The organism is Sphingomonas sp. Y38-1Y (assembly GCF_032391395.1).
Classification (GTDB): Bacteria; Pseudomonadota; Alphaproteobacteria; order Sphingomonadales; family Sphingomonadaceae; genus Sphingomonas.
Window position 1 is genome coordinate 972,822 of sequence record NZ_CP135916.1, and the last position, 23,814, is coordinate 996,635.

The 23,814-nt window shown below is 69.4% G+C and carries 25 protein-coding genes; 3 read left to right on the top strand and 22 right to left on the bottom strand.

The window, feature by feature from the left end:
- Window positions 1-207 precede the first annotated feature (207 nt).
- From RS883_RS04480 to RS883_RS04565, 18 genes are all read right to left on the bottom strand, one after another.
- A complete protein-coding gene (locus tag RS883_RS04480; protein ID WP_315763089.1) occupies window positions 208-606 on the bottom strand; it encodes a flagellar protein FliS in 399 nt (132 codons plus the stop codon).
- Between the two features lie 2 nt (window positions 607-608).
- Complete coding sequence (gene fliD / locus RS883_RS04485; RefSeq protein ID WP_315763090.1) at window positions 609-2,018, bottom strand: flagellar filament capping protein FliD; 1,410 nt, start codon at window positions 2,016-2,018, stop codon at window positions 609-611.
- 48 nt (window positions 2,019-2,066) lie between these two features.
- Window positions 2,067-3,194, bottom strand: coding sequence for a flagellar type III secretion system protein FlhB (locus RS883_RS04490; protein WP_315763091.1), 1,128 nt, complete (start codon window positions 3,192-3,194; stop codon window positions 2,067-2,069).
- On the bottom strand, window positions 3,194-3,967 hold the full coding sequence (fliR, locus tag RS883_RS04495) for a flagellar biosynthetic protein FliR (protein ID WP_315763093.1): 774 nt from the start codon (window positions 3,965-3,967) through the stop codon (window positions 3,194-3,196). The genes RS883_RS04490 and fliR overlap by 1 nt, the downstream gene beginning before the upstream one ends.
- A gap of 102 nt (window positions 3,968-4,069) precedes the next feature.
- Window positions 4,070-4,339, bottom strand: coding sequence for a flagellar biosynthesis protein FliQ (fliQ, locus tag RS883_RS04500; RefSeq protein WP_315763095.1), 270 nt, complete (start codon window positions 4,337-4,339; stop codon window positions 4,070-4,072).
- Between the two features lie 5 nt (window positions 4,340-4,344).
- Window positions 4,345-5,166 carry a flagellar type III secretion system pore protein FliP gene (fliP, locus tag RS883_RS04505; protein WP_315763097.1) on the bottom strand — a complete coding sequence of 274 codons (822 nt, stop codon included), beginning with the start codon at window positions 5,164-5,166 and terminating at the stop codon, window positions 4,345-4,347.
- Window positions 5,166-5,417 (bottom strand): flagellar biosynthetic protein FliO, encoded by a 252-nt coding sequence (locus RS883_RS04510; RefSeq protein WP_184024382.1) that lies wholly within the window; start codon window positions 5,415-5,417, stop codon window positions 5,166-5,168. The genes fliP and RS883_RS04510 overlap by 1 nt, the downstream gene beginning before the upstream one ends.
- A gap of 6 nt (window positions 5,418-5,423) precedes the next feature.
- Entirely contained in the window at window positions 5,424-5,729 is a 306-nt protein-coding gene (gene fliN, locus RS883_RS04515; protein WP_315763102.1) for a flagellar motor switch protein FliN, read from the bottom strand.
- Complete coding sequence (locus tag RS883_RS04520) at window positions 5,726-6,691, bottom strand: flagellar motor switch protein FliM (RefSeq protein ID WP_315763104.1); 966 nt, start codon at window positions 6,689-6,691, stop codon at window positions 5,726-5,728. Before RS883_RS04520 ends, fliN begins: the two co-directional genes overlap by 4 nt.
- Window positions 6,692-6,697: 6 nt before the next feature.
- Window positions 6,698-7,288: a flagellar basal body-associated FliL family protein gene (locus RS883_RS04525; RefSeq protein WP_315763106.1), complete on the bottom strand. Its 591-nt coding sequence runs from the start codon at window positions 7,286-7,288 to the stop codon at window positions 6,698-6,700.
- Between the two features lie 18 nt (window positions 7,289-7,306).
- A complete protein-coding gene (locus RS883_RS04530) occupies window positions 7,307-8,620 on the bottom strand; it encodes a flagellar hook-length control protein FliK (RefSeq protein WP_315763108.1) in 1,314 nt (437 codons plus the stop codon).
- A gap of 36 nt (window positions 8,621-8,656) precedes the next feature.
- Window positions 8,657-9,088, bottom strand: coding sequence for a hypothetical protein (locus tag RS883_RS04535; RefSeq protein ID WP_315763110.1), 432 nt, complete (start codon window positions 9,086-9,088; stop codon window positions 8,657-8,659).
- On the bottom strand, window positions 9,078-10,409 hold the full coding sequence (locus RS883_RS04540; protein ID WP_315763112.1) for a FliI/YscN family ATPase: 1,332 nt from the start codon (window positions 10,407-10,409) through the stop codon (window positions 9,078-9,080). Before RS883_RS04540 ends, RS883_RS04535 begins: the two co-directional genes overlap by 11 nt.
- The gene (locus RS883_RS04545; RefSeq protein ID WP_315763114.1) at window positions 10,403-11,152 is read right to left on the bottom strand and encodes a FliH/SctL family protein; all 750 of its coding nucleotides are present in this window, start codon (window positions 11,150-11,152) and stop codon (window positions 10,403-10,405) included. Before RS883_RS04545 ends, RS883_RS04540 begins: the two co-directional genes overlap by 7 nt.
- Window positions 11,145-12,101, bottom strand: coding sequence for a flagellar motor switch protein FliG (gene fliG / locus RS883_RS04550; RefSeq protein ID WP_315764975.1), 957 nt, complete (start codon window positions 12,099-12,101; stop codon window positions 11,145-11,147). The genes RS883_RS04545 and fliG overlap by 8 nt, the downstream gene beginning before the upstream one ends.
- Window positions 12,102-12,148: 47 nt before the next feature.
- Window positions 12,149-13,825: a flagellar basal-body MS-ring/collar protein FliF gene (gene fliF, locus RS883_RS04555; protein ID WP_315763118.1), complete on the bottom strand. Its 1,677-nt coding sequence runs from the start codon at window positions 13,823-13,825 to the stop codon at window positions 12,149-12,151.
- 6 nt (window positions 13,826-13,831) lie between these two features.
- The gene (gene fliE / locus RS883_RS04560; RefSeq protein ID WP_315763120.1) at window positions 13,832-14,203 is read right to left on the bottom strand and encodes a flagellar hook-basal body complex protein FliE; all 372 of its coding nucleotides are present in this window, start codon (window positions 14,201-14,203) and stop codon (window positions 13,832-13,834) included.
- The gene (locus tag RS883_RS04565; protein ID WP_315763122.1) at window positions 14,200-15,468 is read right to left on the bottom strand and encodes a sigma-54 interaction domain-containing protein; all 1,269 of its coding nucleotides are present in this window, start codon (window positions 15,466-15,468) and stop codon (window positions 14,200-14,202) included. Before RS883_RS04565 ends, fliE begins: the two co-directional genes overlap by 4 nt.
- Window positions 15,469-15,723: 255 nt before the next feature.
- Here RS883_RS04565 and RS883_RS04570 point away from each other — a divergent pair, with 255 nt between their 5' ends.
- Window positions 15,724-16,767, top strand: a complete 1,044-nt coding sequence (locus tag RS883_RS04570; protein WP_315763124.1) for a flagellin — start codon at window positions 15,724-15,726, stop codon at window positions 16,765-16,767.
- 148 nt (window positions 16,768-16,915) lie between these two features.
- On the opposite strand, the gene RS883_RS04575 is transcribed toward RS883_RS04570, so the two are convergent.
- The 4 genes from RS883_RS04575 to trmB are packed head-to-tail and all read right to left on the bottom strand — an operon-like array spanning window position 16,916 to window position 21,221.
- A complete protein-coding gene (locus tag RS883_RS04575) occupies window positions 16,916-18,547 on the bottom strand; it encodes an FAD-dependent oxidoreductase (RefSeq protein ID WP_315763126.1) in 1,632 nt (543 codons plus the stop codon).
- A gap of 55 nt (window positions 18,548-18,602) precedes the next feature.
- Window positions 18,603-19,907 (bottom strand): nicotinate phosphoribosyltransferase, encoded by a 1,305-nt coding sequence (gene pncB / locus RS883_RS04580; RefSeq protein WP_315763128.1) that lies wholly within the window; start codon window positions 19,905-19,907, stop codon window positions 18,603-18,605.
- A gap of 5 nt (window positions 19,908-19,912) precedes the next feature.
- Window positions 19,913-20,527, bottom strand: a complete 615-nt coding sequence (locus tag RS883_RS04585) for a DJ-1/PfpI family protein (RefSeq protein ID WP_315763130.1) — start codon at window positions 20,525-20,527, stop codon at window positions 19,913-19,915.
- A 13-nt stretch (window positions 20,528-20,540) separates the two neighbouring features.
- Entirely contained in the window at window positions 20,541-21,221 is a 681-nt protein-coding gene (gene trmB, locus RS883_RS04590; protein ID WP_315763132.1) for a tRNA (guanosine(46)-N7)-methyltransferase TrmB, read from the bottom strand.
- Window positions 21,222-21,969: 748 nt separating this feature from the next.
- Here trmB and RS883_RS04595 point away from each other — a divergent pair.
- Together RS883_RS04595 and rarD are read left to right on the top strand one after the other, a co-directional pair.
- Window positions 21,970-22,749 (top strand): SDR family oxidoreductase, encoded by a 780-nt coding sequence (locus tag RS883_RS04595; RefSeq protein ID WP_315763134.1) that lies wholly within the window; start codon window positions 21,970-21,972, stop codon window positions 22,747-22,749.
- Between the two features lie 162 nt (window positions 22,750-22,911).
- Complete coding sequence (gene rarD / locus RS883_RS04600; protein WP_315763136.1) at window positions 22,912-23,811, top strand: EamA family transporter RarD; 900 nt, start codon at window positions 22,912-22,914, stop codon at window positions 23,809-23,811.
- Window positions 23,812-23,814 lie beyond the last annotated feature (3 nt).

The window sequence follows — 23,814 nt, forward strand, 5'->3', positions numbered from 1 at the left end:
ACGAACGGTTAGCGCGGCGCGGATTATCCTCTCCCTTGAGGGGAGAGGATAGCGGAGCTTGCCGCTTCAGCGGCTAGCGCAGCTTGGAGAGGGTGAGCGGCGCGATAGAGAGGCGCGACCGCCTTGCGGTCGCTCACCCTCTCCAACTCCGACTAGGCGGCAAGCCGCCAAGTCTTCGTATCCTCTCCCCTCAAGGGAGAGGAGGGGTTAGTGCCGCACCGCGCGCCAGGCGTCGGCGATCTCTTTGAGGTCCTGCGCCACCGCGCGGAACGGTGCGGGGTCGCTGCCGATGCTGGCGTCCACCACCTGGGCGCGCAGGCCGCGGTATAGCGTCGCCAGCGTGCGCGACACGTCGCCGCCGCGTTCGTAATCCAGGCCGTTTTCGAGCGCGAACAGGATCGCGGTCGCGCGCGTCACGCGCTCGCTCTTCATGCGATAGTCGCTCTTCTCGGTCGCGAACGCGGCCCCAGTGAGCGCGCGGATCGCCTCGACATAGAGGAGGTCCACGAGCGCGTGCGCGTCCGCGCCGCCCGTGCGGCTCGCCAGGTCGATCTGGCGATAGGTGGCGGCCGGATCACCGGCGAGGGCGGTTGCGTAGCGGGCCATCGTCAGCGGTTCGAGTTGTTCCAGGCGTCGACCTGTTGCGTGAGGAAGGTCTGCGTCGATTTATACGCCGCGACCTTAGCATCCATGCTCGCGAATTGCTGGGTCATGCGGGTGCGCATCGTCTCGGCCGCCTCAAGCGCCTTTTCGCGCGCCTCGGCGATGTCGTCGACCTGCTTGTTGTAGTTGACCTCGCTGGCGCCCAGGCCCGTCTTCACGTTACCGGCGGCGAGCGAGATCTTCTGCATCGCGGCGGGCAGCCCAGCGCCCGAGGCGAACATCGCCTCGACCGCCTGGGGATTGCGCGACAGGGCGGTGGCGAGCTGGCCGGTGTTGACGGTCAGCGACCCGTCGCGGAGCGTCGCCACGCCGATCTCGGCGAGCGTGCGCGGGCCACTGGCATCGCCGGTCAGTACCGTGCCGACGAGGCGCGAGAGGTCGTCCGACAGCGTCCGCGCGGCGAAGTCGGACCGCAGCGCACCGCCCTTGGGATCGGTCGCGGTCTTCAGCATCGACTTGAGTTCGTTGTAGGTCGCGACGAAGTCCTGCACCGCCTGGCTCAGCGCCTCTGTCGGCGGGGTCGAGCCGAGCTGTACCGTCGTACCCGGCTTGGCCGAGACGAGGTCGAGCCGGACGCTCGGCAGCAGGTTGCTGATGCTGTTCGAGGCGCGGCGGACCTCGACGCCGTCGACGGCAACGATCGCGTCCTGCGCGGCGGTGCCGATCGTGGCCGGCTTGCCGACGCCGATTTCGAGCGAGGCGAGGCCCGGCGCGTCGGCATCCTCGGTCGCGGTCAGCGTGAACGCCTGGCTGTCGCCCGTCTGCCCCTTGAGCACGAGGCGCGAGCCGTTGACGTCGCCGATGACGCTGGCGGTGACGCCTGCCTTCTCGGCGTTGATAGCGGCGGCGATGTCGGCGAGCGTGCCCTTGCCGGGCTCGATCGTGATCTCGACCGGGGTGCCCGCACCCGCGGTGAAGCCCGTCATCGCGCCGCCAGCGACCGTCGCGGTGCCGAAGGTGAGCGTGAGCTTGCCCGTGCCGACCGGATCGGCGGGCTTGGTGACGAGGCCGGAGTTGGTCGCCTGCACCGCGGCGATCCGCTTGACCTCGACGCTGGCGGACAGGCCGGTGACGCTCGCGCCGGTCAGCAGGCTGGCCTTGACGATGCTGGTGTCGCCGCTGGTCGGCTGAGTCGACAGCGAGCCGCCGCGCGCCAGCGTCGACAGCGCGTTGGAAAAGCCGCTCATCGCGCTCTTGAGCTCGGCAGCGGCGGAAATCTGCGCCTTGACCGTCTGCTCGCGCGTGTCGAGCATCGCGGTCTTGGTCGAAAACTGCGCGTCGACCAGGCTGGTGACCAGCGCCTTGATATCGATGCCCGAGCCGACGCCCAGCGCCGTGGTAATCGAATCGACCATCGCGAAGCGCTCCCTTTCCCTTTCAGAAACGACCGTGCGCGCGTGCGCTTAAGCCGCGAGATTGCCGTTTTCGTCGAAGCGAGCGCCGGCGGGCACGGTGACCGGCGGCGGCGTGCCGCCCGCCGCCACGTTGACGCCGAACACGAAGGCGAGGACCGTCGCGATCGAGAGATAGAGGTCGTCGCGCACCTCCTGCCCCTCGCGGCTGGTGTAATAGACCGCGCGGGCGAGCGTCGGATATTCGAGTACGGGCACCGCCATTTCGCCCGCCAGTTCGCGGATCGCGAGCGCGGTGGCGCCGCGGCCCTTCGCCACCACGACGGGCACGTTGTCGCGGCCACGTTCATAGCGGAGCGCGACGGCGAAATGGGTCGGATTGGTGAGCACGACATGCGCTTCGCCCACCGCCTTGCGGAAGCTGCGCTTGGTCATCTCGTGCCGGCGGCGATGCTGCGCGGCCTTTGCCTCTGGCGAGCCTTCGGTTTCCTTGTGCTCGTCCTTCACTTCCTGCTTGGACATGCGCAGCTTCTTGAGGCGCTGGACGATCTGGAGCGGCACGTCGATGCCGGCGATCAGGACGAGCCCGCCCGCCATGGTGAGGAGGAGCGTGGTCAGCTGTGCGCCCAGGCCGCCGAGCGCGTGGCTGAGGTCGGTCGAGACGACGCCGAGGCCCTGACGCGCGGTCGCCGACAAGAGCCACCAGCCGATCGAGCCGAGCAGAACGACCTTGAGCAGCGACTTGCCGAGTTCCATCCAGCCATTGGGGCCGAAGATGCGGGCGAGGCCGGCACCGGGGTTGATGCGCGATCCCTTGGGCGCGATCAGCTTGCCGTTGAAGCTCAGGCCGCCGAGTGCGCCCTGCGCGGCGATCGCGCCGATCACGGTGATGAGGAGCAGGCCGCCGAGCGCGGGGGCGAGCTTCCACCCGGCCTCGATCAGCGGTCGGGCGGGTTCGAAATGCTCGACATCGGCGCGGCCGAAGGTGAGGCTGGCGACGACCACCTCGCGGATCGCGCCGAGCAGCATCGGCCCGAACGCGATCAGCCAGCCGCAGCCGAGCAGCACGACGAGGGCGGTGCCCAGTTCCTTGGACTTGAGGACATTGCCTTCTTCCGCGGCTTTTTGTTTGCGCCGCGGGGTTGGGGCTTCGGTCTTTTCACCGGCGCTTTCGGCCATCAGCCAAGCACCAGGTTCTGCGCGGCGTCGAGCGCCTCACGCACGATGACGAGCATGTAGTCGCCCATCGCGGGCATCGCGACGAACATCGCGATCACGCCCACGAACAGGCTGGCGGGCAACCCAACCGCGAACAGGTTGAGCGCGGGCGCCGAGCGCGACAGCATCGCGACGACGAGGTTGAGGCAGAGGAGCAGGAAGCCGACCGGGAGCGCGAGCAGGAAGCCGGCAAGAAACGCATAGCCGCCGAACAGCGCGATGTTCCTGAGCGCGTTCTCGCCCAGCCAGGCGGCGCCCGGCGGCAATAGCGAATACGAGCGGGCGACGAGGTCGACGAGGATCAAATGCCCGTCGACCGACAGGAACAAGAGCGTCAGCAGGATCGACAGGAAATTGCCGAGTGCGGGGGTCGAGGCGCCGCGTTGCGGATCGACCATCGTCGCGAAGCCCAGGCCCATCGACCCGCCGATGACTTCGCTGGCGATCAGCGGCGCGGCAAACGCGATCTGGAGCACGAAGCCGAGCGCAAGGCCGACCAGCGCCTCTGCCGCGATGGCGAGGAAGGTGGCGAACGCGAACACTTGCGTCGGCGCGGCGATCGGCATCGAACCCATCACCAGCACGCCGACCGCGGCCGACAGCGTCACGCGCACCATCACCGGCACGTTGACCGCACCGAAGACGGGCGCCGCAACGAACGCCGCACCGACGCGAACCATGACGAAGATCAGCGTCCAGAGCTGTGGCTCGACCGCGAGCCCGAAGCCGAGCATGTCAGGCTGCCTTCGCCGTCATCGCGAGCGCAGCGAAGCAATCCAGTGTCCCGCCCGCGGCCTGGATTGCTTCGCTACGCTCGCAATGACGAGGGTTTGGGCTCACCGAACCAGTTCCGGAATGCGTTCGAAGATGCTGACGGTGAAGTCGCTGAGCAGCCCCATCATCATGCCCCCGAAGATGACCAGGCTGACGCCTACCACCATCAGCTTGGGGACAAAGGAAAGCGTCTGCTCCTGGATCGACGTCGCCGCCTGGATCATGCCGAGGATCAGGCCGGAGATCAGCGCCGGCAGCAGCACCGGCGCCGCGACGAGCGCGAGGATCCACATCGCCTGACGCGCGACGGAGAGGAAATATTCTGCGTCCATCGCCTCTAACTCACGAAGGAGTTGGCAAGGCTGCCCATCGTCAGCGCCCAGCCGTCGACGAGGACGAAAAGAAGGAGCTTGAACGGGAGCGAGATGATCGTCGGCGACATCATCATCATGCCAAGGCTCATCAGCACCGTCGCGACGACGAGGTCGATGACGATGAAGGGCAGGAAGACGAGGAAGCCGATCTGGAACGCGGTCTTGAGCTCCGACGTGACAAAGGCGGGGAGGAGGACGGAGAAGGGCACGTCCTGGGGGTTCGCATACGGCCCGGTCTTGGCGATGCCGGAGAACATGGTGATGTCCTTCACCCGCGTCTGCTTGAGCATGAAGGCATGCATCGAGGCGCCGCCCACCTCGATCATCTGCTCGGCGCCGATCTGGCCGGCGGCATAGGGCTTGATCGCGGTGTCGTTCACGCGGGTGATCGTCGGCGCCATCACGAACAGCGACAGGAAGAGCGACAGGCCGATCAGCACCTGGTTGGGCGGGGTCTGTTGCAGGCCAAGTGCCTGGCGCAGGATCGCCAGCACGATGATGATTCGCGTGAAGCTGGTCATCATCAGAACGATGCCCGGCAGCACGCTGAGCAGGCCCATGATGATGAGGACCTGGAGCGACAGCGCGAGCGGCGCGTCGTTGCCGCCGCCAAGCTGCCCGAGCGCGCGGTCGAGCGCATCCGACACGCCGGGCGCCGCAGGCGCGGCCGGAGTGGGGGCAGTCTGCGCGAAGGCAGGCTGGACTATCACGAGTGCGAGCAGGAAGGCGGCGAGGACGAAGGCGGCGACCTTGATCCACCCCTGCCGGGTCGAAAGCGCGTGCATCACTCGGCCTTGTCGATCAGCGTGACGCCCGCGCGGCTGACCGAGACGAGCAGGCGACGTCCCTCGAACTCGAGCACGGCGAGCTTGGTGCCGGTCGAGACCATCATGGTCTCGCGCACCTTGAGCATGCGTTCACCCTGGTTGCCGGGCATCCGCGCCTCGAGCCGGCGCCAGAGATAGAGGCAGCCGATCAGGAGGCCGCAGACGAGCGGCAGCAGCACGACCAGCTTGAGGATGTAGGACCACATCATGGCGGTTCAGCGGACCCGGCGCTCGGGGCTGACGAGTTCGGTCATGCGCACGCCGAAGCGGTCGCCGACGGTCACCACCTCGCCGCGGCCGATCAGCGTGCCGTTGACGAACACGTCGAGCAGCTCGTTGGCCTGGCGATCCAGCTCGATCACGCTCGATTCGCCGAGCGCGAGCAGCTCTCGCAGCGTCAGGCTGGTCGATCCGATCTCGACCGTCAGCTTGACGTCGACGTCCTGGAGCAGCCGGAAATTGGCGGCGACGCCGGGGCTGATCGGCGCATCCTGGGCAAAGCCGCCGGTCATGTCGTTCATGGGTGGAATTCCTCTTCGTCGAGCTGTTCGAGGCTGTGGATGCAGATGGCGGCGCGGCCGTTCTGGGTGCCGACCACGCCGGTGCCGAGCCGGTGGCGGCCGACCATGATCGGCACGAACTGGCCGAAGCTGACCGGAATGACGTCGCCTTCCTTGAGCTCCATCAGCGCGCCGAGCGACATGGTGGGTTCGGCCAGGACGGAGCGAACGGGGAAACGGACGCCCATCGCTGCGCGGGTGAGGCCGTTGCGCCACTTGGGTTCGGGATCGGCGGTGCGGCCGTGGACGCGCGCGTTGAGCGAGGGGCCGATCGGCTTGAGCGCCGCGACCGGATAGACGAGGTCGACGAACACCGGCTTCTCGCTGGCCGCCGCCACGCCGAAACGGGTGACGATCACCGCATCCTCGCCGTCGAAGTCGGACAGCATCGCCGCGTTGGTCTCGACCCGGCCGGGGGCGAAGTCGAGGCGCGAGACGGGCTCCCACGCAGCGGCAAGCGGCTCTGCGACGGTGCGGCCCAGCCGCTCGACCAGTGCCTCTGCCGCGGGCGAGAATTCACCGGGAAGCTGTGCGGGCGCTTCGCCCAGGCCGCCGAAATAGAGGTCGAGCATCTCCAGCGTGAAGCGCCCGTCGAGCACCAGCAGCGCCTGGCCCGACAGGGTGCCCGCGGGCGGACGCATCGCCATCGGCAGGAAAGCGGTCAGGCCCTTGGGCCGCTCCGCGACATAGTCGGCGAAGCGCATCACGGTCAGCGGCTCGGCCCAGCTGCGCACCGCGCGGCGCAGCACCGGCTCGAACACGGCGCGAAGCCCGCGGGCGAAGCGGGCGGACAGATGCTGAAGCGTATGGAGGTCGCCGAACGGATTCAGGTTCGCGATCCCCAGCGCGGCCGCATGGGTCGCGTCCTGCCGGGGCCGCTGGCGCCGCTCGCTGGCGGCGTTTCCTGAAGCGTCGTTAACCATCGACGTTCACTGAACAACGAAATTGGTAAAGTAGACGTTACCGACGCCGCCAAAGCCTTCCTTTTCCTTCAACGTGTCGTTGATCGCCTTCACCAGCCGCTTCTGGAGCTGCTTCTTGCCGGCGGGGGTGAACACCTGCTCCTCGTCAGTTTCGGACAACGCCATCAGGACGGCCGACCGGACGGCGATCTCGTGCGTCTTGAGGTTGGTGATGACCTTGTCATCATAGGGGGTCGACACGGCGAGGCCGACCTGGATGAAGTGGACGCTGTCCATCAGGTTGGACGTGAAGTCCTTTTCGAGCGTGTAGTAGTTGGAGGCATAGTCCTCGCCGCCTTCACCCTCGCCCTTGGACTCGCCGCCGCCTTCGCCGCCTTCACCACCCTCGCCGGCGTGCTTCTGCTCGCTGCGGGGAACGAGGCGCGGGCCGTCGGCCTTCTTCTCGCCATGCTCGCCGCCGCCGAGCATACCGGTGGCATAGAGGCCGCCGCCGACGCCGCCGCCGGCCAGGATCAGCCCGCCAAGGCCGATCACGATCCACTTCATCTTGCCGCCCTTCTTCTTGGGCGCTTCCTTTTCTTCCTTGGCGTCGCTCATCGGTCAGTTCCCCCGTGTTCAGGCAATGCGGTCGTCGGTTGCGGCGTCGGCGGTGCTGGCCGGGCGCCGGTTCGGCATGGGTGTGTCGGGCTGAGGCCGCGGCGGGGCCGGGCGGTGATCGCCCGCGCCGCCATCGCCGCTGCCGGTCTGGAGCGAGAGGCGCAGCCCGCGCGCCTCTGCCATGTCGGCCAGCCGCGGCGCGGCCTCGGCGAGCAGTGCGCGTGCCTCCGGCGTGGCGGCGTCCAGCGCGACCTCGATCCCGCGATCGGTTTCGACCAGCCGCACCGCAACCTCGCCCAGCGCGTCGGGCGAGAGGGTGATGCGCGTCTCGCGGCTGGGCGCGGCGTCGGCGGTGGCAAAGGTCTCGATCCGGTCGATCATCTGCGCGCGCCAATCGCGGTGCTGCGTGTCGAGCGGCGTGGGCGTGGTCGCCTCGGTGCGGGCGGGTGCTGCGGCGGGCTCGATCGCGAGCGGCGTCGGGGCGGGCTCCGCGGTGAAGGCGGTGTTCGGGCGCGCGCGCAGGAGGCGGTCGGTGGCCTCGGGGGCCGCCGCGACCGGAACGTCCTGGTGCGGCGTGACCGGGCCGGGCCGCTGGGCGTGTGGCTGACGAGCGCCCATGCGAGGCGCGGGATCGCGCGCCGGGATCGGGGTGGCGGCCTCTACCGGCGGGGTGGCCAGCGCAGCCGGGGCTTGCGAAATCCGGACCGCCTCGATCGCTTGTGGTGTGCTCGTCCCTTCCGTTGACGGGAGGACGAGGCCAGTCGACGTCGGAGTGGCAGCAACGGTTCCGGTCGTGGCCGCGCCCGGCGAGACGGTCTGCTGGGTGTCAGGCTCGATCGCAGCGGTTGGCGCACCCGCGGGGAGTGCATCCGACTGAGGCTGAAACGGCGCCGTCGTCGGAGCCGGCGGCGTGACGACCGGCAGGTCGAGTGTGACCGCGACGGGATCGCGCGTCGGCTCGTCGGCGCTCGGCTGGCGCGGATCGGGCAAGGCCGGCTCGTCCATAGGCGTGCGGTGGAGCGGCAAGGTCTTGCCGGGGGCGGCACGTTCCGGCCGTCCGGTATGGCCTGCCGGCGCGAGTGGCGGCGGCGGTGGCGGCGGATCGGCGGGCGGTGCCTCCTCCGGCGTCAGCGCATCGAGCGTCGTCGCGAGCAGGGCGGTCGGTGGCTTGGGTCCGGCCTTGGCGTCAGAGGCCGGGTCGCCTTCGACGCCGCTCGGCGCCGGCTTCGCGCCTGCGAGCAGGGCGGCGAAACCGTCGCTCGCGCTCGCGCGTCCGGCCGCGGGCGGAGACGCGGCAACGGTCGGCGGCAATGGCGCGGCGGTGAGAGACATGGATAGGATCGCTTCGGGCATGGTTCGCCCGAGCAATCAGCAAGGATCGTGCCGTTTTGCCGGACGGCCCGGCGGAAGCGCTTCGAGCGCGCGGATCGCCTTCAGTGCGGCGGCGTGATCGGCGCGGGCGATCAGCTTCTCGACCGCGCTCTGGTCGCGCCGCGCGTCGCGGGTCGCGCCTTGGGCAACGGCCAGGCCGTCATGCGCCGCGGCGACGCGCGCCTGTGCGGCGTGCGCCGATTGGTGCAGCCGCTCGCGATAATGCGCGGCGGCGGCGAAGCTCAGCGAGTCTGCCGGGAGCGACGAGGGGGTGGGCGCGACCTCGTCCGCCAAGCGGGCGATGCGGTCGCGCAGCGCCAGCTCGCTTGCCACGCGATCGGCGGCGCGCGCTTCGTCGGCCTGGGTCAGGCCGAGCTGGAGCGTGCGGACGCGCAGGATGCGCGCCAGCTTCTTCGCGTCAGCCGGCATCGCTGAACACGCCGACAAGCTCGGTCACGGCATCGGGCAGGCTGACGATGTCGTGCGCGTCCTGGCGGATATATTCGAGGACCGCGCCATGCGCGGCGATCGCCGCGTCGATCGCCGGATCGGCGCCCGCGCGATACGCGCCCATAAGTACGAGGTCGCGGTTTTCCTCATAGGTGGCGAGATGGCGGCGCAGCGTCCGCGCGGCGAGGACATGCTCGCGCGGAACGATGTCGGTCATTACACGGCTGACCGAGGGCCCGACGTCGATCGCCGGATAGACACCGCGTTCGGCGAGGGCACGGCCCAGGACGATGTGCCCGTCGAGGATCGAGCGCGCCGAATCGACCACGGGGTCGTTGCCGTCGTCGCCATCGGCCAGCACCGTATAGATGGCGGTGATCGACCCGCCCGACGACACGCAGGTGCCCGCGCGCTCGATCAGGCTGGGCAGCATCGCGATGGCGCTGGGCGGGTAGCCGCGCGCGGACGCGGGCTCGCCGAGCGCCAGGCCGATCTCGCGCCCGGCATGCGCGACGCGGGTCAGCGAATCCATGATGAGGAGGACCTTCTTGCCCTCCGCGCGAAACGCCTCGGCGATGGCGGTAGCACGCAGCGCGCCGCGGATGCGCAGGACCGGCGAGTGGTTGGCGGGAACGGCAACGACGACGCTGCGTGCCCGCGCCTCGCCCGCAACCTTGGTCTCGAGGAAGTCGGCGACTTCGCGGCTGCGCTCGCCGATCAGGCCGATGACGATGACGTCGGCCTTGGCCGCGCGCACCATCATGCCCAGCAGCACCGACTTGCCGACGCCCGAGCCCGCCATGATGCCGACGCGCTGGCCCTGACCGATGGTGAGCAGGCCGTTGATCGCGCGGACGCCGACGTCCATCGGTTCGAGTACCCGCCCGCGGTCGAGCGGGCTCTGGAGCTTGCCGGCGAGCGGCCAGCGGCCCGCGCCGCGGATCGGGCCGAGCCCGTCGATCGGCTTGCCAGCGCCGTCGACCACGCGGCCGAGCAGCGCGGCGCCGACATCCGCCTCACCCGGCGGGCCGATCGGGCGCACGGGCGCCTGGGGCAGGAGGGCGGCGGGACCGCCCAGGTTCATGAGCAGCGTTCGGGGACCGCGAAAGCCGATCACCTCGGCCTCGATCCGGCTCGCCCCTTCGCCGATCTCGCACACGGTGCCGACCGGCAGCGACAACCCGACGGCCTCCATCAGCAGCCCGTCATAGGAGGCGAGGCGACCCGACACGCGCGGCTGCGGCACGAAGGCGGAGGCGCCGATCGCGCCCAGATAATCGTCGGCGAAGCGGGTCAGCATTTGGGGAGCGGCACCTGATCGATGGCCTGGGCCAGCTGTTCCAGCCAGCGCGCCGGCCCGTCTTCCACGATGGTCGAGGCGGCCTCCAGGCTGAAGGCGCCGCGCGCGATGGCGGCGTCGGCGATGGCGAACACGGTCTTGGGCAGGCGGCCCTCGACCAGCGTCACGTCGGCGGGATTGAGGCGAAGGATCGCGGCCTCCGCATTGTCGGCGAGCAGATCGGTAGCGGCGGTGACGCGCGCGGCAAGCCGCTCGCCGTCGATGCCGCTTTCCGCGACCAGGTTGCCGACCAGTGCCAGCACCGTCTGGCGCAGCCGCTGGGCGAAATTGTCGCGGTCGAGCCAGGCGGCGCCGGCGACGGCGCGGGCGAGCTGATCCATCAGCGCCATGTCGCGCGCGCGTTCGGCGGCAGCCTCGTCCAGTGCGGCGCGAAGCCCTTCGGCATAGCCCTCCGCGCGCGCGGCGGCCACGGGGTCGGCGACGGGCGTGGCGGGGGCGTCGAACGGGTCCCAGCCCTCGGTCGGGTTGGCGTCGCGGTCGGCGGGGCGGAAATGGCGCGGGCCGTCATGCACCACCACCGGCTCGGGCGCGGGGCGGCCGGGCGGCGTCGGCGCGAACCCGGGCGGCGGCGCGAAGGCGCGGCGAAGCGCATCGCCGATATCAGCGTGGCGCCCGGCAAAGCCCGCGGCAAAGGGCAGCGCGCCGGCGGTGAAGCGGCCAGTGCCGGCAAAGGCCTCAGACATAATCGTCCTCGCCGCCGCCCATCATGATCGTGCCGTCCTTGGCGAGCTGACGCGCGACGGCGATGATCGCCTTCTGCGCTTCCAATACTTCGGTGAGGCGCATCGGCCCACGCGCTTCCATCTCGTCGCGGATGCCGTCGGCGGCGCGTGCGGACATGCAGCCGAGGAAGCGGTTGCGCCCTGCCTCGTCGATGCCCTTCAATGCGCGGACGAGCTGGTCGGTCTCGACGCTGCGGATCAGGACGCCCAGATTCTTGTCGTCCATGTCGAGCAGGTTCTCGAAGACGAACATCGCCTCCTCGATCGCCTTGGCGACGTCGCGGTCGATCTTGGCGAGCTTCGGCATGACGCGCGCTTCGGTCGCCTTGCGCGCGCTCGACAGGATCTTGGCGGCGTCCTTGGTCCCGCCGAGCTGGAGCCCGGCGCCGGACTGCGAATGGCCGATCCGGCTGGACAGCGCGGCCTTCAGCGTCTCGATCGCCTCCGGCGTGATCGGGCCCAGGCGCGCGACACGGTGGAGGATCTGCGGCTGGAGCGCTTCGGGCAGGATCTCCAGCACCTGCGCCGCGACGGTGGGATCGAGATTGGCGATGAGGACCGCGGCGATCTGAGGATGCTCGGTCTCGATCAGCGAAGCGATCTCGCCCGCGTCGAGCCAGTCGAGCAGGTCGATCGCGCACGCGGCCTCTGCGGGCGTGATGCGGGCAAGCACGCTGTCGGCCTTTTCTGGGCCGAGCGCCTTGTTCATCATCCCCTCGATCTTGGGCCGGGGGTCGAAACCGATCGCTGTCCGTTCGCGGGCATGGGCGGTGAAGTCGTCGAGGACGTGCTCGACCTCCTCCTCGCTCACATCGGCGACGGCGAACATCGCCTTGCCGAGCTGACGGACCTCTTCGGGTTCGAGCTTCTGGAGGATGGCCGCGGCCTCCTCCTCGCCGACGAGCATCATCAGCACCGCGGCGCGCTCCACGCCGGAGAACTGGCGCGGGGGCTCGATCACTGAACGCCGTCCTTGATCATGTCGCGGACCGCCAGCGCGGCGCGGGTCGGATTGTCGCGGGTGAAGCCGCGGACCAGGCCGACGCGCTCGTCATAGCTGCGCGCGGATTGCAGCATCTCGATGCTGACCGGGACGGGTGGCGGTGCACCGGGGGCGGCGGGCTGGCCGGGCTGGCCGTCGTCCGCGACAGTCGCGGCGGCGCGGGTGCCCGCGGCGTTCGGCAGCGGCAGCGCGGCCTCCGGCTTGTCCTCGCCCTTCTTCTTCGACAGCGAGCGGACGATCGGGCGGACGCCGACGAACAGGACCAGCAGCGCGATGACGAGCGCGGTGGCGTTGCGCGCGGCCATCGGCACCCAGGCGGCATCGTACCATGCCTGCTTCTCGGCCTCGGTCACTTCGGACGAGAAGGGGCGGCTGATGACCGTCACCTGGTCCTGGCGAGCCTGCGAATAGCCGACCGCGGCGCGGACGAGGTCGTTGATCTGCCGAATCTCGGCGGGAGTACGCGGCTTGGCACCGGCGGATTCGCGCAGCAGCACCGCGACCGACAGGCGCTTGATCGCACCGGGCGCCGCGCGGCTGACCGACACTTCCTTGCCGAGGTCATAGCTGCGGGCATATTCCTCGCTCGCCTTGCCGCCGCCCTGGCTGTTGCCGGCACCCGGCTGGGTGTTCGGGTCGTTGGGGTTGGTCAGGCTGGCGGGGGCAGGGGGCGTGTTCGACAGCGCGCCGGGGATGCCGCCGGGCTGCTGGCCGGTCGCCTGCGGCGACTGCCACTGGCCCTGCTCGGCGCGGATCACGCCCTGCTTGTCATAGCTTTCGCGGGTCGCCTGGTTTTCGTCGAGATCGACGTCCGCCTGCACCTCGGCCGAGAAGTTGCCGGCGCCGACCAGCGGCGTCAGCAGCTTGGAGAGCTGGAGCCGGAACTTGTCCTCGACGCGCCGCTGATAGTCGATGCGTGCGTCGCCCGCGCCGGTGCCGGCCTGCGAATCCTTGGAGGAGAGCAGCGCCCCCATCTGGTCGACGATGGTGACGTCGTCGGCCTTCATGCCGGGGACCGAGCCCGCGACGAGGTTGACGATCGAGCGTACCTGGCTGTCCGACAGCGTGCGTCCGGGCTCCAGGCGAACGATGACCGATGCCGAAGGGCGCGCATTGTCGCGCACGAACACGGAGGCCTCGGGCGTCGCCAGGTGAACACGTGCGTCGATGACGGCGTCGATCTCGGCGATCGAGCGAGCAAGCTCGGTCTCGCGCGCCTGACGAAGGCGTTCGCCCTCGACCGCGCGGCTGACACCCATCGGCAGCTGGTCGAGAATGGCATAGCCGCCGGGCGCCGCCTTGGGCAGATCCTGGCTGGCGAGCAGCATCCGCGCGCGGTGGAAATCGTCCTCGGCGACGGTGAGCGCGCCTGACTGGTCGATGTCCGACGCGATATTGGCCGCCGACAGCGCTTCGCTGACTGCGGCCTTGTCGGCGTCGCCGAGGCTCGGAAACAGCACGCGCTGCGGCGGCTGCGCGATCATCATCCAGGCGAGCGCCGCCGCGGCGATCAGACCGACGACGAACACCATTGGCAGCGCGCGCTTGACCGCGGGCTGCTGGAAGAGGCCCTGCGCCTGGCGCAGCGGCTGCGCGATGGCGGGGGGGAGCGTGGCAAGAGCGTTCGACATGGCGCGTTACACCGGCATGCTCATGATGTCCTTGTAGGCGGACAACAGCTTGTTGCGGACTTGCAGCGTGGCCTCGAACCCGACCGAGGCCTGCTGGCGGGCTAGCATCACCTTGGCGATGTCGATGGTCTCGCCGCGTTCATAGGCTGACGAGAGCTCGCTTGCCTGATGCTGCTGGGCGTTGACCTTGCCCAGCGCGCTTTCGAGCGTCGAGGCGAAGTCGGTCGCGGCCGGCGTGGTGCGCGCGGGTGCGGTGGTGGGGACCGCCACTTCCTGATTGGCGCGCGACAGCGCCTGGTTCTTCTCAAGGATCTGCTGGCGCATGGCCATGATCCGGTCGACGCCCATGGCGCCGCCGCCGATGCCGCCGACGCTCATGCCGTGGCCCGCCGATCAAAGGCCGGCTCGCCCTGTTCGCGAAGCCGCGCCAGGCGATAGCGAAGCGTCCGTTCCGAGATGCCCAGGCGGCGCGCGGTCTCGACGCGGCTGCCGCCGCACGCGGCCAGCGTGTCGCGGATGGCCTGGAACTCGTGCATCTGAACGATGTTCGAGAGGCGACCGGTGCCCCCGCTCGCGCTTTCGTCGTTGGCGACGGCGCGCGGCGCGGCGGGACGGTCGAAGATGACGTCGGCGGGCTCGATCCGGTCGCCGGCCGAGAGCAGCAGCGCGCGCTGGATCACGTTCTCCAGCTCGCGGACGTTGCCCGGCCAGTCATGGTTCTCGAGCTTCGCCAGCGCCTCGGGCGAGAGCCAGGGAAGCTGGGCACGGTCGCCGGCATGGCGGACGATCATCGCGGTCGCGAGCGCGGCGACGTCGGCGGGCCGGTCGGCCAGCGCACGCGTCGTCAGCGGGAAGACCGAGAGGCGATAGTAGAGATCGGCGCGGAAGCGGCCGGCGGCGACTTCGGCCTGAAGGTCGCGGTTGGCGCAGGCGATGACGCGGACGTCGATCTTCTCGGGCTCGGTGGCACCGATCGGCACGACTTCGCGCTCCTGAAGTGCGCGGAGCAGCTTGGCCTGGAGCGGCAGCGGCATCTCCGCGATCTCGTCGAGGAGGAGCGTGCCGCCGTTCGCCGCGCGGAAGAAGCCCTGGCCGCCCGAGGAGGCGCCGGTGAACGAACCCTTGGTATGGCCGAACAGCATCGCCTCGAGCATCGTCTCAGGGAGCGCGGCGCAGTTGATCGCGACGAACGGCCCGTCGCGCCGGTCGGAGGCGCGGTGGATCGCGCGGGCGAGCACTTCCTTGCCGGTGCCAGTCGGGCCGCCGATCAGGACGGTGATGTCGGAGCGGCCAACCCGCTCGGCCAGTGCGAGGAGCGCCAGGCTTTCGGGATCGGCGGCGACCGCCGCATCCGGGCCGCGCAGCATCGCCGCGGCATAGCCGCCGCCGGTCGCGGCATCGGCGGGATCGAAGCCGATCATCGCAGGCGCGCCGTCGCCGAACGGCCGGGCGATCTGGCGACCGCTGGCGACGACCATCGTGCGCGCCGGCACCGCCGCCATCTCACCCCCGGCAACCAGGAACCGATCGCCAGGCCGCGCCTGCGACTCGGGTTCGGCGATGTCGAGCCCGGCCGAGCGGAGCATCGACAGCAGCAGGTAATGGTCGCGCTGGACAGCGCGCGACGGGATGATCGACGACATTGAAAAGCCCCCTGTGACAAGGCTCCAATGCACTTTGGATAGTTAACGGCCGGTAAAATCTGCCGCTCCCGGCAAGAATTTTCCGCTCCTGTATTCCGCGTGCACATGCGGGTTTCGACTCCGCCCGCAAGCGCGAGGGGCGATCGATTTTTTTTGCTTAAGCCCGGCGCGTGGCGGTCGTTCCCCGGCATGACTGCTCGGCCCCGATCACTCGGGGGGGCGATGGGGCGGTCCGGGAATGATGGAGATCGGACAATGACCGTTATCGGAACGAACATCGGCTCGCTGCGGGCCGCCAATGCCGCCACCTCGGCGGGCGAAGCCCTCAAGTCGTCGATGGAGCGTCTGTCGACCGGCAAGCGCATCAACTCGGCCAAGGACGACGCCGCGGGCCTCGCCATCGCGTCGAGCATGACCTCGCAGATTCGCGGCATGGCGCAGGGCATTCGCAACGCTAATGATGGCATCTCGCTGGCGCAGACCGCTGACGGCGCGCTCAACGAGATGTCTAACATCCTTCAGCGGATGAGCGAGCTGGCGACCCAGTCGGCGTCGGGTACCTATAGCAACGACGATCGTGAAAATCTGCAAGCGGAAGTCACGGAACTGAAAAAGCAGATGCTCGTCATCGCTGATACGCAGTTCAACGGCGAAGACCTCTTCAGTGCAGCCGCTGGTGGCAGGCCCGTCGTGATCCAGGTTGGGGCGAGCGATACCGACCAGATTACCCTGAACATCGGCAGCCTCGATATGTCGGCCGTCAGTGGTGCACTTGGTGCCCAAGCCTCGCCGGGTCTGACTTCGGCTCTTCAGGCTGGCGATCCCAAGATCGGCAAAACGTACACGGTGACTGCCGAGGACGTGGCCTACGGTGCTCTGCTTGGTGGTGCGAGTGGTACCCCGACCGCAGCGACCTCTGCGATGATCGGGACCGATGTTACGCTGCGAGCAGATATGACCATGTACCAGCCTGCTGCCGATCGCGGGGTTGTAGGTGGCGTCAACATTTCGGATGCGGCGGGAGCAACGCAGGCGCTCGTAGATCTGAAGCAGGCGCTAAAGGACGTAAACACAACTCGCGCCTCCATCGGTGCAGGCCAGAACCGTCTCCAGTCGGTGGTCAACAACCTGACGACGAACATGACCAACCTGACCGACGCGCGCAGCCGCATCGAGGACGCCGACTTCTCGGCCGAGACGACGATGCTCGCCAAGCAGCAGATCCTGAGCCAGGCGTCGACCGCGATGCTGGCGCAGGCCAATCAGTCGCAGCAGGGCGTGCTCTCGCTGCTCCGCTAAGCGGACGGTTCCAGTACAGCGTACCCGGCGCCGCCGCCTCCCCCCTTCGACGAGGGCGGATGGCGCCGGCCCCGTCGGTCCCCCTGGACAGTGGATCGGCAAGGCGAGAACCCCGATCGGCCCCGGCCGGTCGGGGTTTTTCGTGCCGTTATGCGGGCCGTGCCGCCAGCATCGCGTGGATCTGTGCGACAACCGCGGCGCCCTCGCCGACCGCGGCGGCGACGCGCTTGGTCGATCCGGCGCGAACGTCGCCGATCGCGAAGACGCCGGGATGGCTCGTCTCCAACGGGAAGCCCCCGGCGCCGGTCGTGACGAAGCCCTTGCCGTCGATGTCGACGCAGCCGCGCAGCCAGTCGGTGTTGGGATCGGCGCCGATGAACAGGAACAGGTGGCGGATCGGTACCTCGCTTCGCGATCCGTCGTTCAGTCGCCGGACGGTCATGCCGCGCAGCCCCGCCTCGGCATCGCCCTCCAGCCCGACGATCTCGGTCCCGACATGGCAGGTGACGTTGGGCAGCGCCTCGATCCGGTCGATCAGATAGCGCGACATGGTGGCCGCCAACGGACGGCGGACATGAAGGTGGAGCCGCTTCACCTGCGGCGCAAGGAAGACGATCGCCTGACCCGCCGAATTGCCGCCGCCGACCAGCGCCACCTCTTCGCCGGCGCACAGCCGCGCCTCGATCGGGCTTGCCCAATAAGAGACGCCATGCCCCTCGAACATCGCGAGGTTGGGGATGTCCGGCCGGCGATAGCGCGCGCCCGAGGCGATGACGACCGCGCCGGCGTTGATGCGACAGCCGCTGCGCAATCGCACCGCCGGCGGCGCGTCGGTGCAGTCCAGCCGCTCGACGCCGATCGGCACGGCGATCTCGGCGCCGAACTTCAGCGCCTGGTTGAACGCGCGGCCGGTAAGCGCGCGGCCGGAGATGCCGGTCGGGAAGCCCAGGTAATTCTCGATCCGCGACGACGCGCCCGCCTGGCCGCCGACATTGCGCTCGTCGAGGACGACCACCGACAGCCCCTCCGACGCGGCATAGACCGCCGCCGCCAGCCCGGCAGGGCCGCCGCCGACGACCGCCACGTCATAGGTGGCGCCATCCTGGATCTCCGGCACGATGCCCAGGCACGTCGCGATCTCGAGCTCGGTCGGACGGCGGAGGAGCGAGCCGTCGGGACAGACGACCAGCGGCAGTTCCTCGGGCAGCACGCCCAGCCGTTCGACCAGCGCATGGCCCTCGGCATCGGTCGAGGCGTCGAGGACGCGATTGGGATAGCCACCGCGGACGAGAAAGCCCTGAAGGTCGAGCACGGCGCTCGAGTCCGGATTGCCGATGATGATCGTCCCCGCCTCGGCATCGTCGATCAGGTCGACCCGGCGCAGGATCAGCGCGCGCATCACGATCTCGCCGAGTTCGGCCGACCCGATCATCAGCGCGCGAAGATGCGCGGCATCGAAGGGGAGGGCGGTGCACCCCGCCGGACCCGCGCGTCCGCCGGCGAGCGCGGGACGGCCGGCGAGCTGATTGACCTCGCCGCTGAACTGGCCGGGTTCGTAGCGGTGCGTCACCGCTTCCCCGCCGATGCCGCGGCGGCGGACGATGTCGATCGCGCCGTCCAGCACCAGCCACGCGGGCGTGCCGGGCTCGCCGATCGAGAAGATCGTCGCGCCGGGCTCGAATTGCTGCGCCGGTCCGCTCGCGAAGCGGCGCGCGGTCGCGACCTGCGCGGCGCTCAGCACCGGATAGAGTTGATGCCGCCTCTGTTCGAGCTCGCTCATGCCGGTCCTCCGCCGCGCATCATGCCGCGGCGCAGCAGCGAAATCGAGGGGGCGGTTACACGCTCACGGGCTGCACGCCGCGGCCGGCATCGCCGAAGACGCGCAGGTAGCGGGCGATCTCCGCCGCATCGCCGGTGGCCTTCTCGGGATTGTCCGACAGCTTGACCGCGGGGCGGCCGTGGGCGCTCACCACCTTGCAGACGAGCGAGATCGGCGCGAGCGCATCGTCGCCGTCCGGGTCGCAGCCGCGAAAGTCGTTGGTGAGATTGGTGCCCCAGCCGAAGCTCGTCCGCACGCGCCCGTCGAAATGGCGATAGGTCTGCTCAATCGTATCGACGTCCATGCCGTCGGAAAAGATCAGGAGCTTGCCGCGCGGATCGCGGCCCTTCGCCTGCCACCAGTCGATGATCTGCTCGCCCCCGGCGATCGGCGGCGCGCTGTCGGGCCGAAAGCCCGTCCAGTCGGCGACCCAGGCGGGCGCATCGCGCAGGAAGGCCGTCGTCCCGAACGCGTCCGGCAGCGCGATCAGCAGGTTGCCGCCATAGATGCGGCGCCACTCGTCGAGCACGCGGTACGGCGCCTCAGCGAGCGTGGCGTCATCCTCGGCAAGCGCGGCGGTGACCATCGGCAGCTCGTGCGCGTTGGTGCCGATCGCCTCCAAGTCGGTGTCCATCGCCAGCAGCACGTTGGACGTGCCGATGAAGCGGTCGCCCAGCCCCTCCTTCACCGCCTCGACGCACCAGCGCTGCCAGAGGAAGCCGTGGCGCCGCCGCGTGCCGAAGTCGGAGAGGACGAGGTCGGGAAGCGTGCGCAGCCGCTCCACCTTGGCCCACATCCGCGCCTTGGCCCGCGCATAGAGGATGTCAAGCGCGAACCGGTCCTTGCCGCGCATCGCCGCGCGGGCGCGCAGCTCGTTGACGATCGAGAGGGCAGGGATCTCCCACATCGTCGTGTGCGTCCACGGGCCAGCGAAGCGCAGTTCGAACTGGCCGTCCACCGTCCTCAGCTCGTAGTCGGGCAGCTGGAAGTCGCGCAGCCAGGCGAGGAACTCGGGCTCGAACATCCGCGCGGTGCCATAGAAGCTGTTGCCCGCCAGCCAGATCAGCTCCTTCTTGCCGAAGCGGAGCGTCCGCGCATGGTCGAGCTGCGCGCGAAGCTCGCCCTCGTCGATCACATCGGCCAGCCGCACCGACCTGGTGCGGTTGATGAGCGCGAAGGTCGCGTGCGTATCGCGATGCAGCCGCCAGATGAGCTGGAGCATCAACAGCTTGTAGAAGTCGGTGTCGAGCAGGCTGCGAACGATCGGGTCGAGCCGCCAGCTGTGATTATAGGTGCGCAAGGCGATGTCGGTGAAGACCATCCGGCTCAGCCGTCGATCGCGAACGGGTCGTTGTCCGGATCGTCGTTCCAGACATATTCCGCCCGGGCGGCGGCCGCCTCTGCCTCGTCCCGGCCGTAGAGCGCTGCCACCAACGCCAGCGCCATGTCGGTGCCTGCGGAGACGCCCGACGACGTGTAGAACCGCCCGTCCGCGACCCAGCGTGCGCGTTTCTGCCAGTTCACTTGGGCGGCAAGGCCGGCGACCCAGTCGAACGCCACCTTGTTGGTCGTCGCGCGCCGCCCGTCGAGCAGCCCCGCCTTCGCCAGCAGCGCCGCGCCCGTGCACACCGATGCCGTCCAGCGCGCAGCCGCCGATCGCTCGCGCAGGAAATCGAGCATCGCGCCATTCTCGACCTCGCGCCGCGCACCCATCCCGCCGGGCACCAGCAGCACGTCAATCGCCGGCGCATCGGCAAAGCCGTGATGCGCGACCGTCTCGATGCCCTGCGACGATCGTGCCGGTCGGCCATCCTCCGTCACGACGACGAGACGATGACCGGGCAGCCGCCCCAGCATCTGCACCGGCCCGAACACGTCGAGCGTCTCGAACTCCGCGAACAGGACAATGCCGATCACCCGCTTCGCATCGTCGTCGCTCATCGCACCCTCGCTATCAGAGTCGGACGTAGCGGAAATACCACACCTCGTGCCCCTTGCGGCGTGCCTTGCGCTCGTAGCGTGTCTCGGGCCAATCGGCGGGGCGGGTGAGGAAGTCGGCGGCGCTCGTCGCCTGCCATTCGAAATCGCGGCGCTGGTTCATCACCATCATCGACCAGCGGCAATAGGTCGGATCGTCGGTGCCGAGGCGGAACTCGGCGCCCGGCTTCAGCTTGGCGGCGACGAGGTCGAGCGGGCCGTGATTGACCATCCGCCGCTTGGCGTGGCGCGCCTTGGGCCAGGGATCGGGGTGAAGCAGATAGAGGCGCGAGAGACTCTGGTCGGGCAGTCGTTCGAGCACTTCCAGGGCGTCGCCCATGTGCAGTCGGACATTGCCCAAGTCGCCGTCGCGAACGTGGCCGAGCGCCGAGACGACGCCGTTGAGGAAGGGCTCGCAACCGATGAAGCCGGTGTCCGGTCGCGCCGCGGCCTGGCCCGCCAGATGCTCGCCGCCACCGAAGCCGATCTCGAACTCGAGCGGGCGATCGTCGCCGAACAGACGCGCGGCATCGAGCGGGCCGTCCGCGGGCACGCTGATGCGCGGCAGCAGGTCCTCGACCAGCGCGGCCTGGCCGGCGCGCAGCTTGTGGCCCTGGCGGCGGCCATAGAGACGGCGGATCGTGGCGGGATCGTTCATGGGCTGGGGCCTGTGGCGTGGACGGGGGCCGATGTCGAGGGGGGCTTGCAGCCCGCAGGCGATCGGCTATCCGGCCGCCGCCCCGGCCCGCGCGAGTCGCCCGGTGTCATCCCCACGATCCACGCTTTCCACAGGCGCGCCGCACGATTTGCCGCTTGGCGCGACTCGGCGCGCATGAGACGCTTTGCAGGTAGCCGGAGCAAGGCGGTTCGAGAAATCGAAGCAAATCGAAACGGTTATGCGAAGTCGGCGGCGTCGCGCAGGTGCCTTTGGGAAACCGCGAGAGGCCAGGACTTCGGGCGAACGAAGCGATGGACGCGGCATGATGATCGGACCTTCGGTCGGATCGGAAAGCCGGGACCGAAGCAGAGAACGCAAACCGCCGGACGGCGACGCTCCCTTGGGAGCCAAGCGGAAGGGCGGGCCGAAGCGGCCAAAGCCAGGCGCCCTCGGGCAAATGGCGGATGGCGGCGGAAGCACAGGCGGCAGGCGGTACCCCTGTCGTTGGCCATCGAGGCCGGAGCGCGGGCACAGCAAGCACCCTGGTGCGCGCAGGATCCCGCATCCGGCCCCGGTGACCGGAGCCCGGCGGCACGACCCGACAAGGGAAGGAAGCGGGGTTTGAAGGGGCTGGCGGCGACGCCGGCCCCTTTTGCCGTGCCCGCGACCTTTTTTTTCGACGCGTCCCCCTTCCATCGCGCCCGCGCCGCCCAAGATAGCCGCCGCAATCCTTCCCCTGGAGGCGGACATGAAGACGAGCGGCAACACCATCCTCATTACCGGCGGCGGTTCGGGCATCGGCGCGGCGCTGGCGCACCGGCTCGCGGGCGCGGGCAACACGGTGATCGTCGCCGGGCGCCGCCAGTCGGCGCTCGACGAGGCGATCGCGGGGCACGAGAACATGCACGCGCTGACGCTCGACATCGAGGATGCCGCGGCGATCAAGGCGTTCGCGGCCGAGGTGATCGCGCGCTTTCCCGCACTCAACGCTGTCGTCCACAATGCCGGCATCATGCGCTTCGAGACCGTCGATGCCGCGCGCGACCTGTCCGATGCGGAGGCGACAATCACCACCAACCTGCTGGGGCCGATCCGGCTGACCGATGCGCTGATTGATCATCTGGTGGCGCAGCCCGATGCCGCGATCGTCACCGTGACCTCTGGCCTCGCCTATGTGCCGCTGGTTGCGACGCCGACCTATTCGGCGACCAAGGCGGCGGTGCACAGCTACACCGTCAGTCTGCGTGAGGCGCTGGTGGGCAAGGTCGAGGTGATTGAGATCGCACCGCCCGCGGTCCGCACCGAACTGACGCCCGGCCAGTCGGATCGCGAAGGCTATATGCCGCTCGACGCCTTTGCCGACGAGGTGATCGCCTTGTGGTCGCAATCCCCGACGCCGCCCGAGATCATGGTCGAGCGCGTGAAGCCGCTGCGCTTCGCCGAACGCGAAGGCGCGTTCGACGAGCGGCTGAACATGATCAACGACTTCGCCCGCGCCGAGCGTGAGAAGGCGGGCGGGGCGGCGTAGCGACAGGCGCTGTCACGGCGATGGCGGGTAGTGGGTGTGTCGCACCTGCGGCCCGCCCTCGCCCACGCCGGAGTAGGATCTGGTTCCGCTCGCAACTTTTCTTTCCCGCGGGCAACGCCATGCGCTTTGCCGCATCGCAGCGGCGCGACTATCTGACCGGGCATGACGCAGCAGCCTGCCGACGCCGCCAGCCGCTCCACCCGCATCGGGCTGATGCAGGGCGCGGGCGCCTATCTGCTGTGGGGGCTGCTTCCGCTCTATTTCATGCCGCTTCGCGCAGTCGATGCGGGCGAGGTCGTGTCGGCGCGGGTCGTCGGGTCGCTGGCGCTCCTGTTCGCGATCGTCGCGATCCTCCGGCGAGGCTCGCTCCTCTGGCTGGCGCTGTCGACGCCGCGGACGCTCCGCCTGCTCGCGCTCAGCGCCGCGCTGATCTCGGTCAACTGGCTGGTCTATATCTGGTCGGTGCAGCACCATCATGTGCTGGAGGCGAGCCTCGGCTATTTCCTCAACCCGCTGGTCAACGTGCTGCTCGGCGTCGTCGTGTTGCGCGAGAAGCTGACGCGGCCGCAACTCGCGGCGGTGGTGCTTGCCACGGCGGGCGTGCTGGTGCTCGCCAGCCAGGCGGCGGCAGGCTTGTGGATCAGCCTGACGCTGGCGCTGTCGTTCGGGCTCTATGGCCTGGTCCGCAAGATCGCGCCGGTCGAGTCGATCGAGGGGCTGACGGTCGAGACGCTGCTGCTGACGCCGGTCGCGCTCCTCTATCTGTTCTGGCTGGCGGGGCATGGCGGGCTGGCGCTGGGCGGCGACGCCAGGATCACCGCGCTGCTGTCGGTGGCGGGGGTCATCACCGCGGTGCCGCTCCTCCTGTTCGCGGCGGGGGCGCGGCGGTTGCCCTATTCGGTGATCGGGCTGCTCCAGTATCTCGCGCCGACGATCCAGTTCGGGCTGGCGATCACGCTGTTCGGTGAGACGGTGACGACCGCGCACCTGATCTGCTTCGCGCTGATCTGGTCGGGCCTTGGCGTCTATGTCCTGGGGAGCCTGCGCGCGCGCCGCGTTTGATGC

Coding starts and splice junctions, on each gene's coding strand:
- rarD (WP_315763136.1), top strand. CDS start 22,912: ATGACGCAGCAGCCTGCCGACGCCGCCAGCCGCTCCACCCGCATCGGG.
- RS883_RS04530 (WP_315763108.1), bottom strand. CDS start 8,620: ATGTCTCTCACCGCCGCGCCATTGCCGCCGACCGTTGCCGCGTCTCCG.
- fliD (WP_315763090.1), bottom strand. CDS start 2,018: ATGGTCGATTCGATTACCACGGCGCTGGGCGTCGGCTCGGGCATCGAT.
- RS883_RS04480 (WP_315763089.1), bottom strand. CDS start 606: ATGGCCCGCTACGCAACCGCCCTCGCCGGTGATCCGGCCGCCACCTAT.
- RS883_RS04570 (WP_315763124.1), top strand. CDS start 15,724: ATGACCGTTATCGGAACGAACATCGGCTCGCTGCGGGCCGCCAATGCC.
- RS883_RS04520 (WP_315763104.1), bottom strand. CDS start 6,691: ATGGTTAACGACGCTTCAGGAAACGCCGCCAGCGAGCGGCGCCAGCGG.
- fliR (WP_315763093.1), bottom strand. CDS start 3,967: ATGCTCGGCTTCGGGCTCGCGGTCGAGCCACAGCTCTGGACGCTGATC.
- RS883_RS04585 (WP_315763130.1), bottom strand. CDS start 20,527: ATGAGCGACGACGATGCGAAGCGGGTGATCGGCATTGTCCTGTTCGCG.
- fliE (WP_315763120.1), bottom strand. CDS start 14,203: ATGAGCGTCGGCGGCATCGGCGGCGGCGCCATGGGCGTCGACCGGATC.
- RS883_RS04595 (WP_315763134.1), top strand. CDS start 21,970: ATGAAGACGAGCGGCAACACCATCCTCATTACCGGCGGCGGTTCGGGC.
- RS883_RS04510 (WP_184024382.1), bottom strand. CDS start 5,417: ATGATGTGGTCCTACATCCTCAAGCTGGTCGTGCTGCTGCCGCTCGTC.
- fliG (WP_315764975.1), bottom strand. CDS start 12,101: ATGATGCTCGTCGGCGAGGAGGAGGCCGCGGCCATCCTCCAGAAGCTC.
- fliQ (WP_315763095.1), bottom strand. CDS start 4,339: ATGGACGCAGAATATTTCCTCTCCGTCGCGCGTCAGGCGATGTGGATC.
- pncB (WP_315763128.1), bottom strand. CDS start 19,907: ATGGTCTTCACCGACATCGCCTTGCGCACCTATAATCACAGCTGGCGG.
- trmB (WP_315763132.1), bottom strand. CDS start 21,221: ATGAACGATCCCGCCACGATCCGCCGTCTCTATGGCCGCCGCCAGGGC.
- RS883_RS04545 (WP_315763114.1), bottom strand. CDS start 11,152: ATGTCTGAGGCCTTTGCCGGCACTGGCCGCTTCACCGCCGGCGCGCTG.
- fliN (WP_315763102.1), bottom strand. CDS start 5,729: ATGAACGACATGACCGGCGGCTTTGCCCAGGATGCGCCGATCAGCCCC.
- RS883_RS04535 (WP_315763110.1), bottom strand. CDS start 9,088: ATGCCGGCTGACGCGAAGAAGCTGGCGCGCATCCTGCGCGTCCGCACG.
- fliF (WP_315763118.1), bottom strand. CDS start 13,825: ATGTCGAACGCTCTTGCCACGCTCCCCCCCGCCATCGCGCAGCCGCTG.
- RS883_RS04490 (WP_315763091.1), bottom strand. CDS start 3,194: ATGGCCGAAAGCGCCGGTGAAAAGACCGAAGCCCCAACCCCGCGGCGC.
- RS883_RS04540 (WP_315763112.1), bottom strand. CDS start 10,409: ATGCTGACCCGCTTCGCCGACGATTATCTGGGCGCGATCGGCGCCTCC.
- RS883_RS04525 (WP_315763106.1), bottom strand. CDS start 7,288: ATGAGCGACGCCAAGGAAGAAAAGGAAGCGCCCAAGAAGAAGGGCGGC.
- RS883_RS04575 (WP_315763126.1), bottom strand. CDS start 18,547: ATGAGCGAGCTCGAACAGAGGCGGCATCAACTCTATCCGGTGCTGAGC.
- fliP (WP_315763097.1), bottom strand. CDS start 5,166: ATGCACGCGCTTTCGACCCGGCAGGGGTGGATCAAGGTCGCCGCCTTC.
- RS883_RS04565 (WP_315763122.1), bottom strand. CDS start 15,468: ATGTCGTCGATCATCCCGTCGCGCGCTGTCCAGCGCGACCATTACCTG.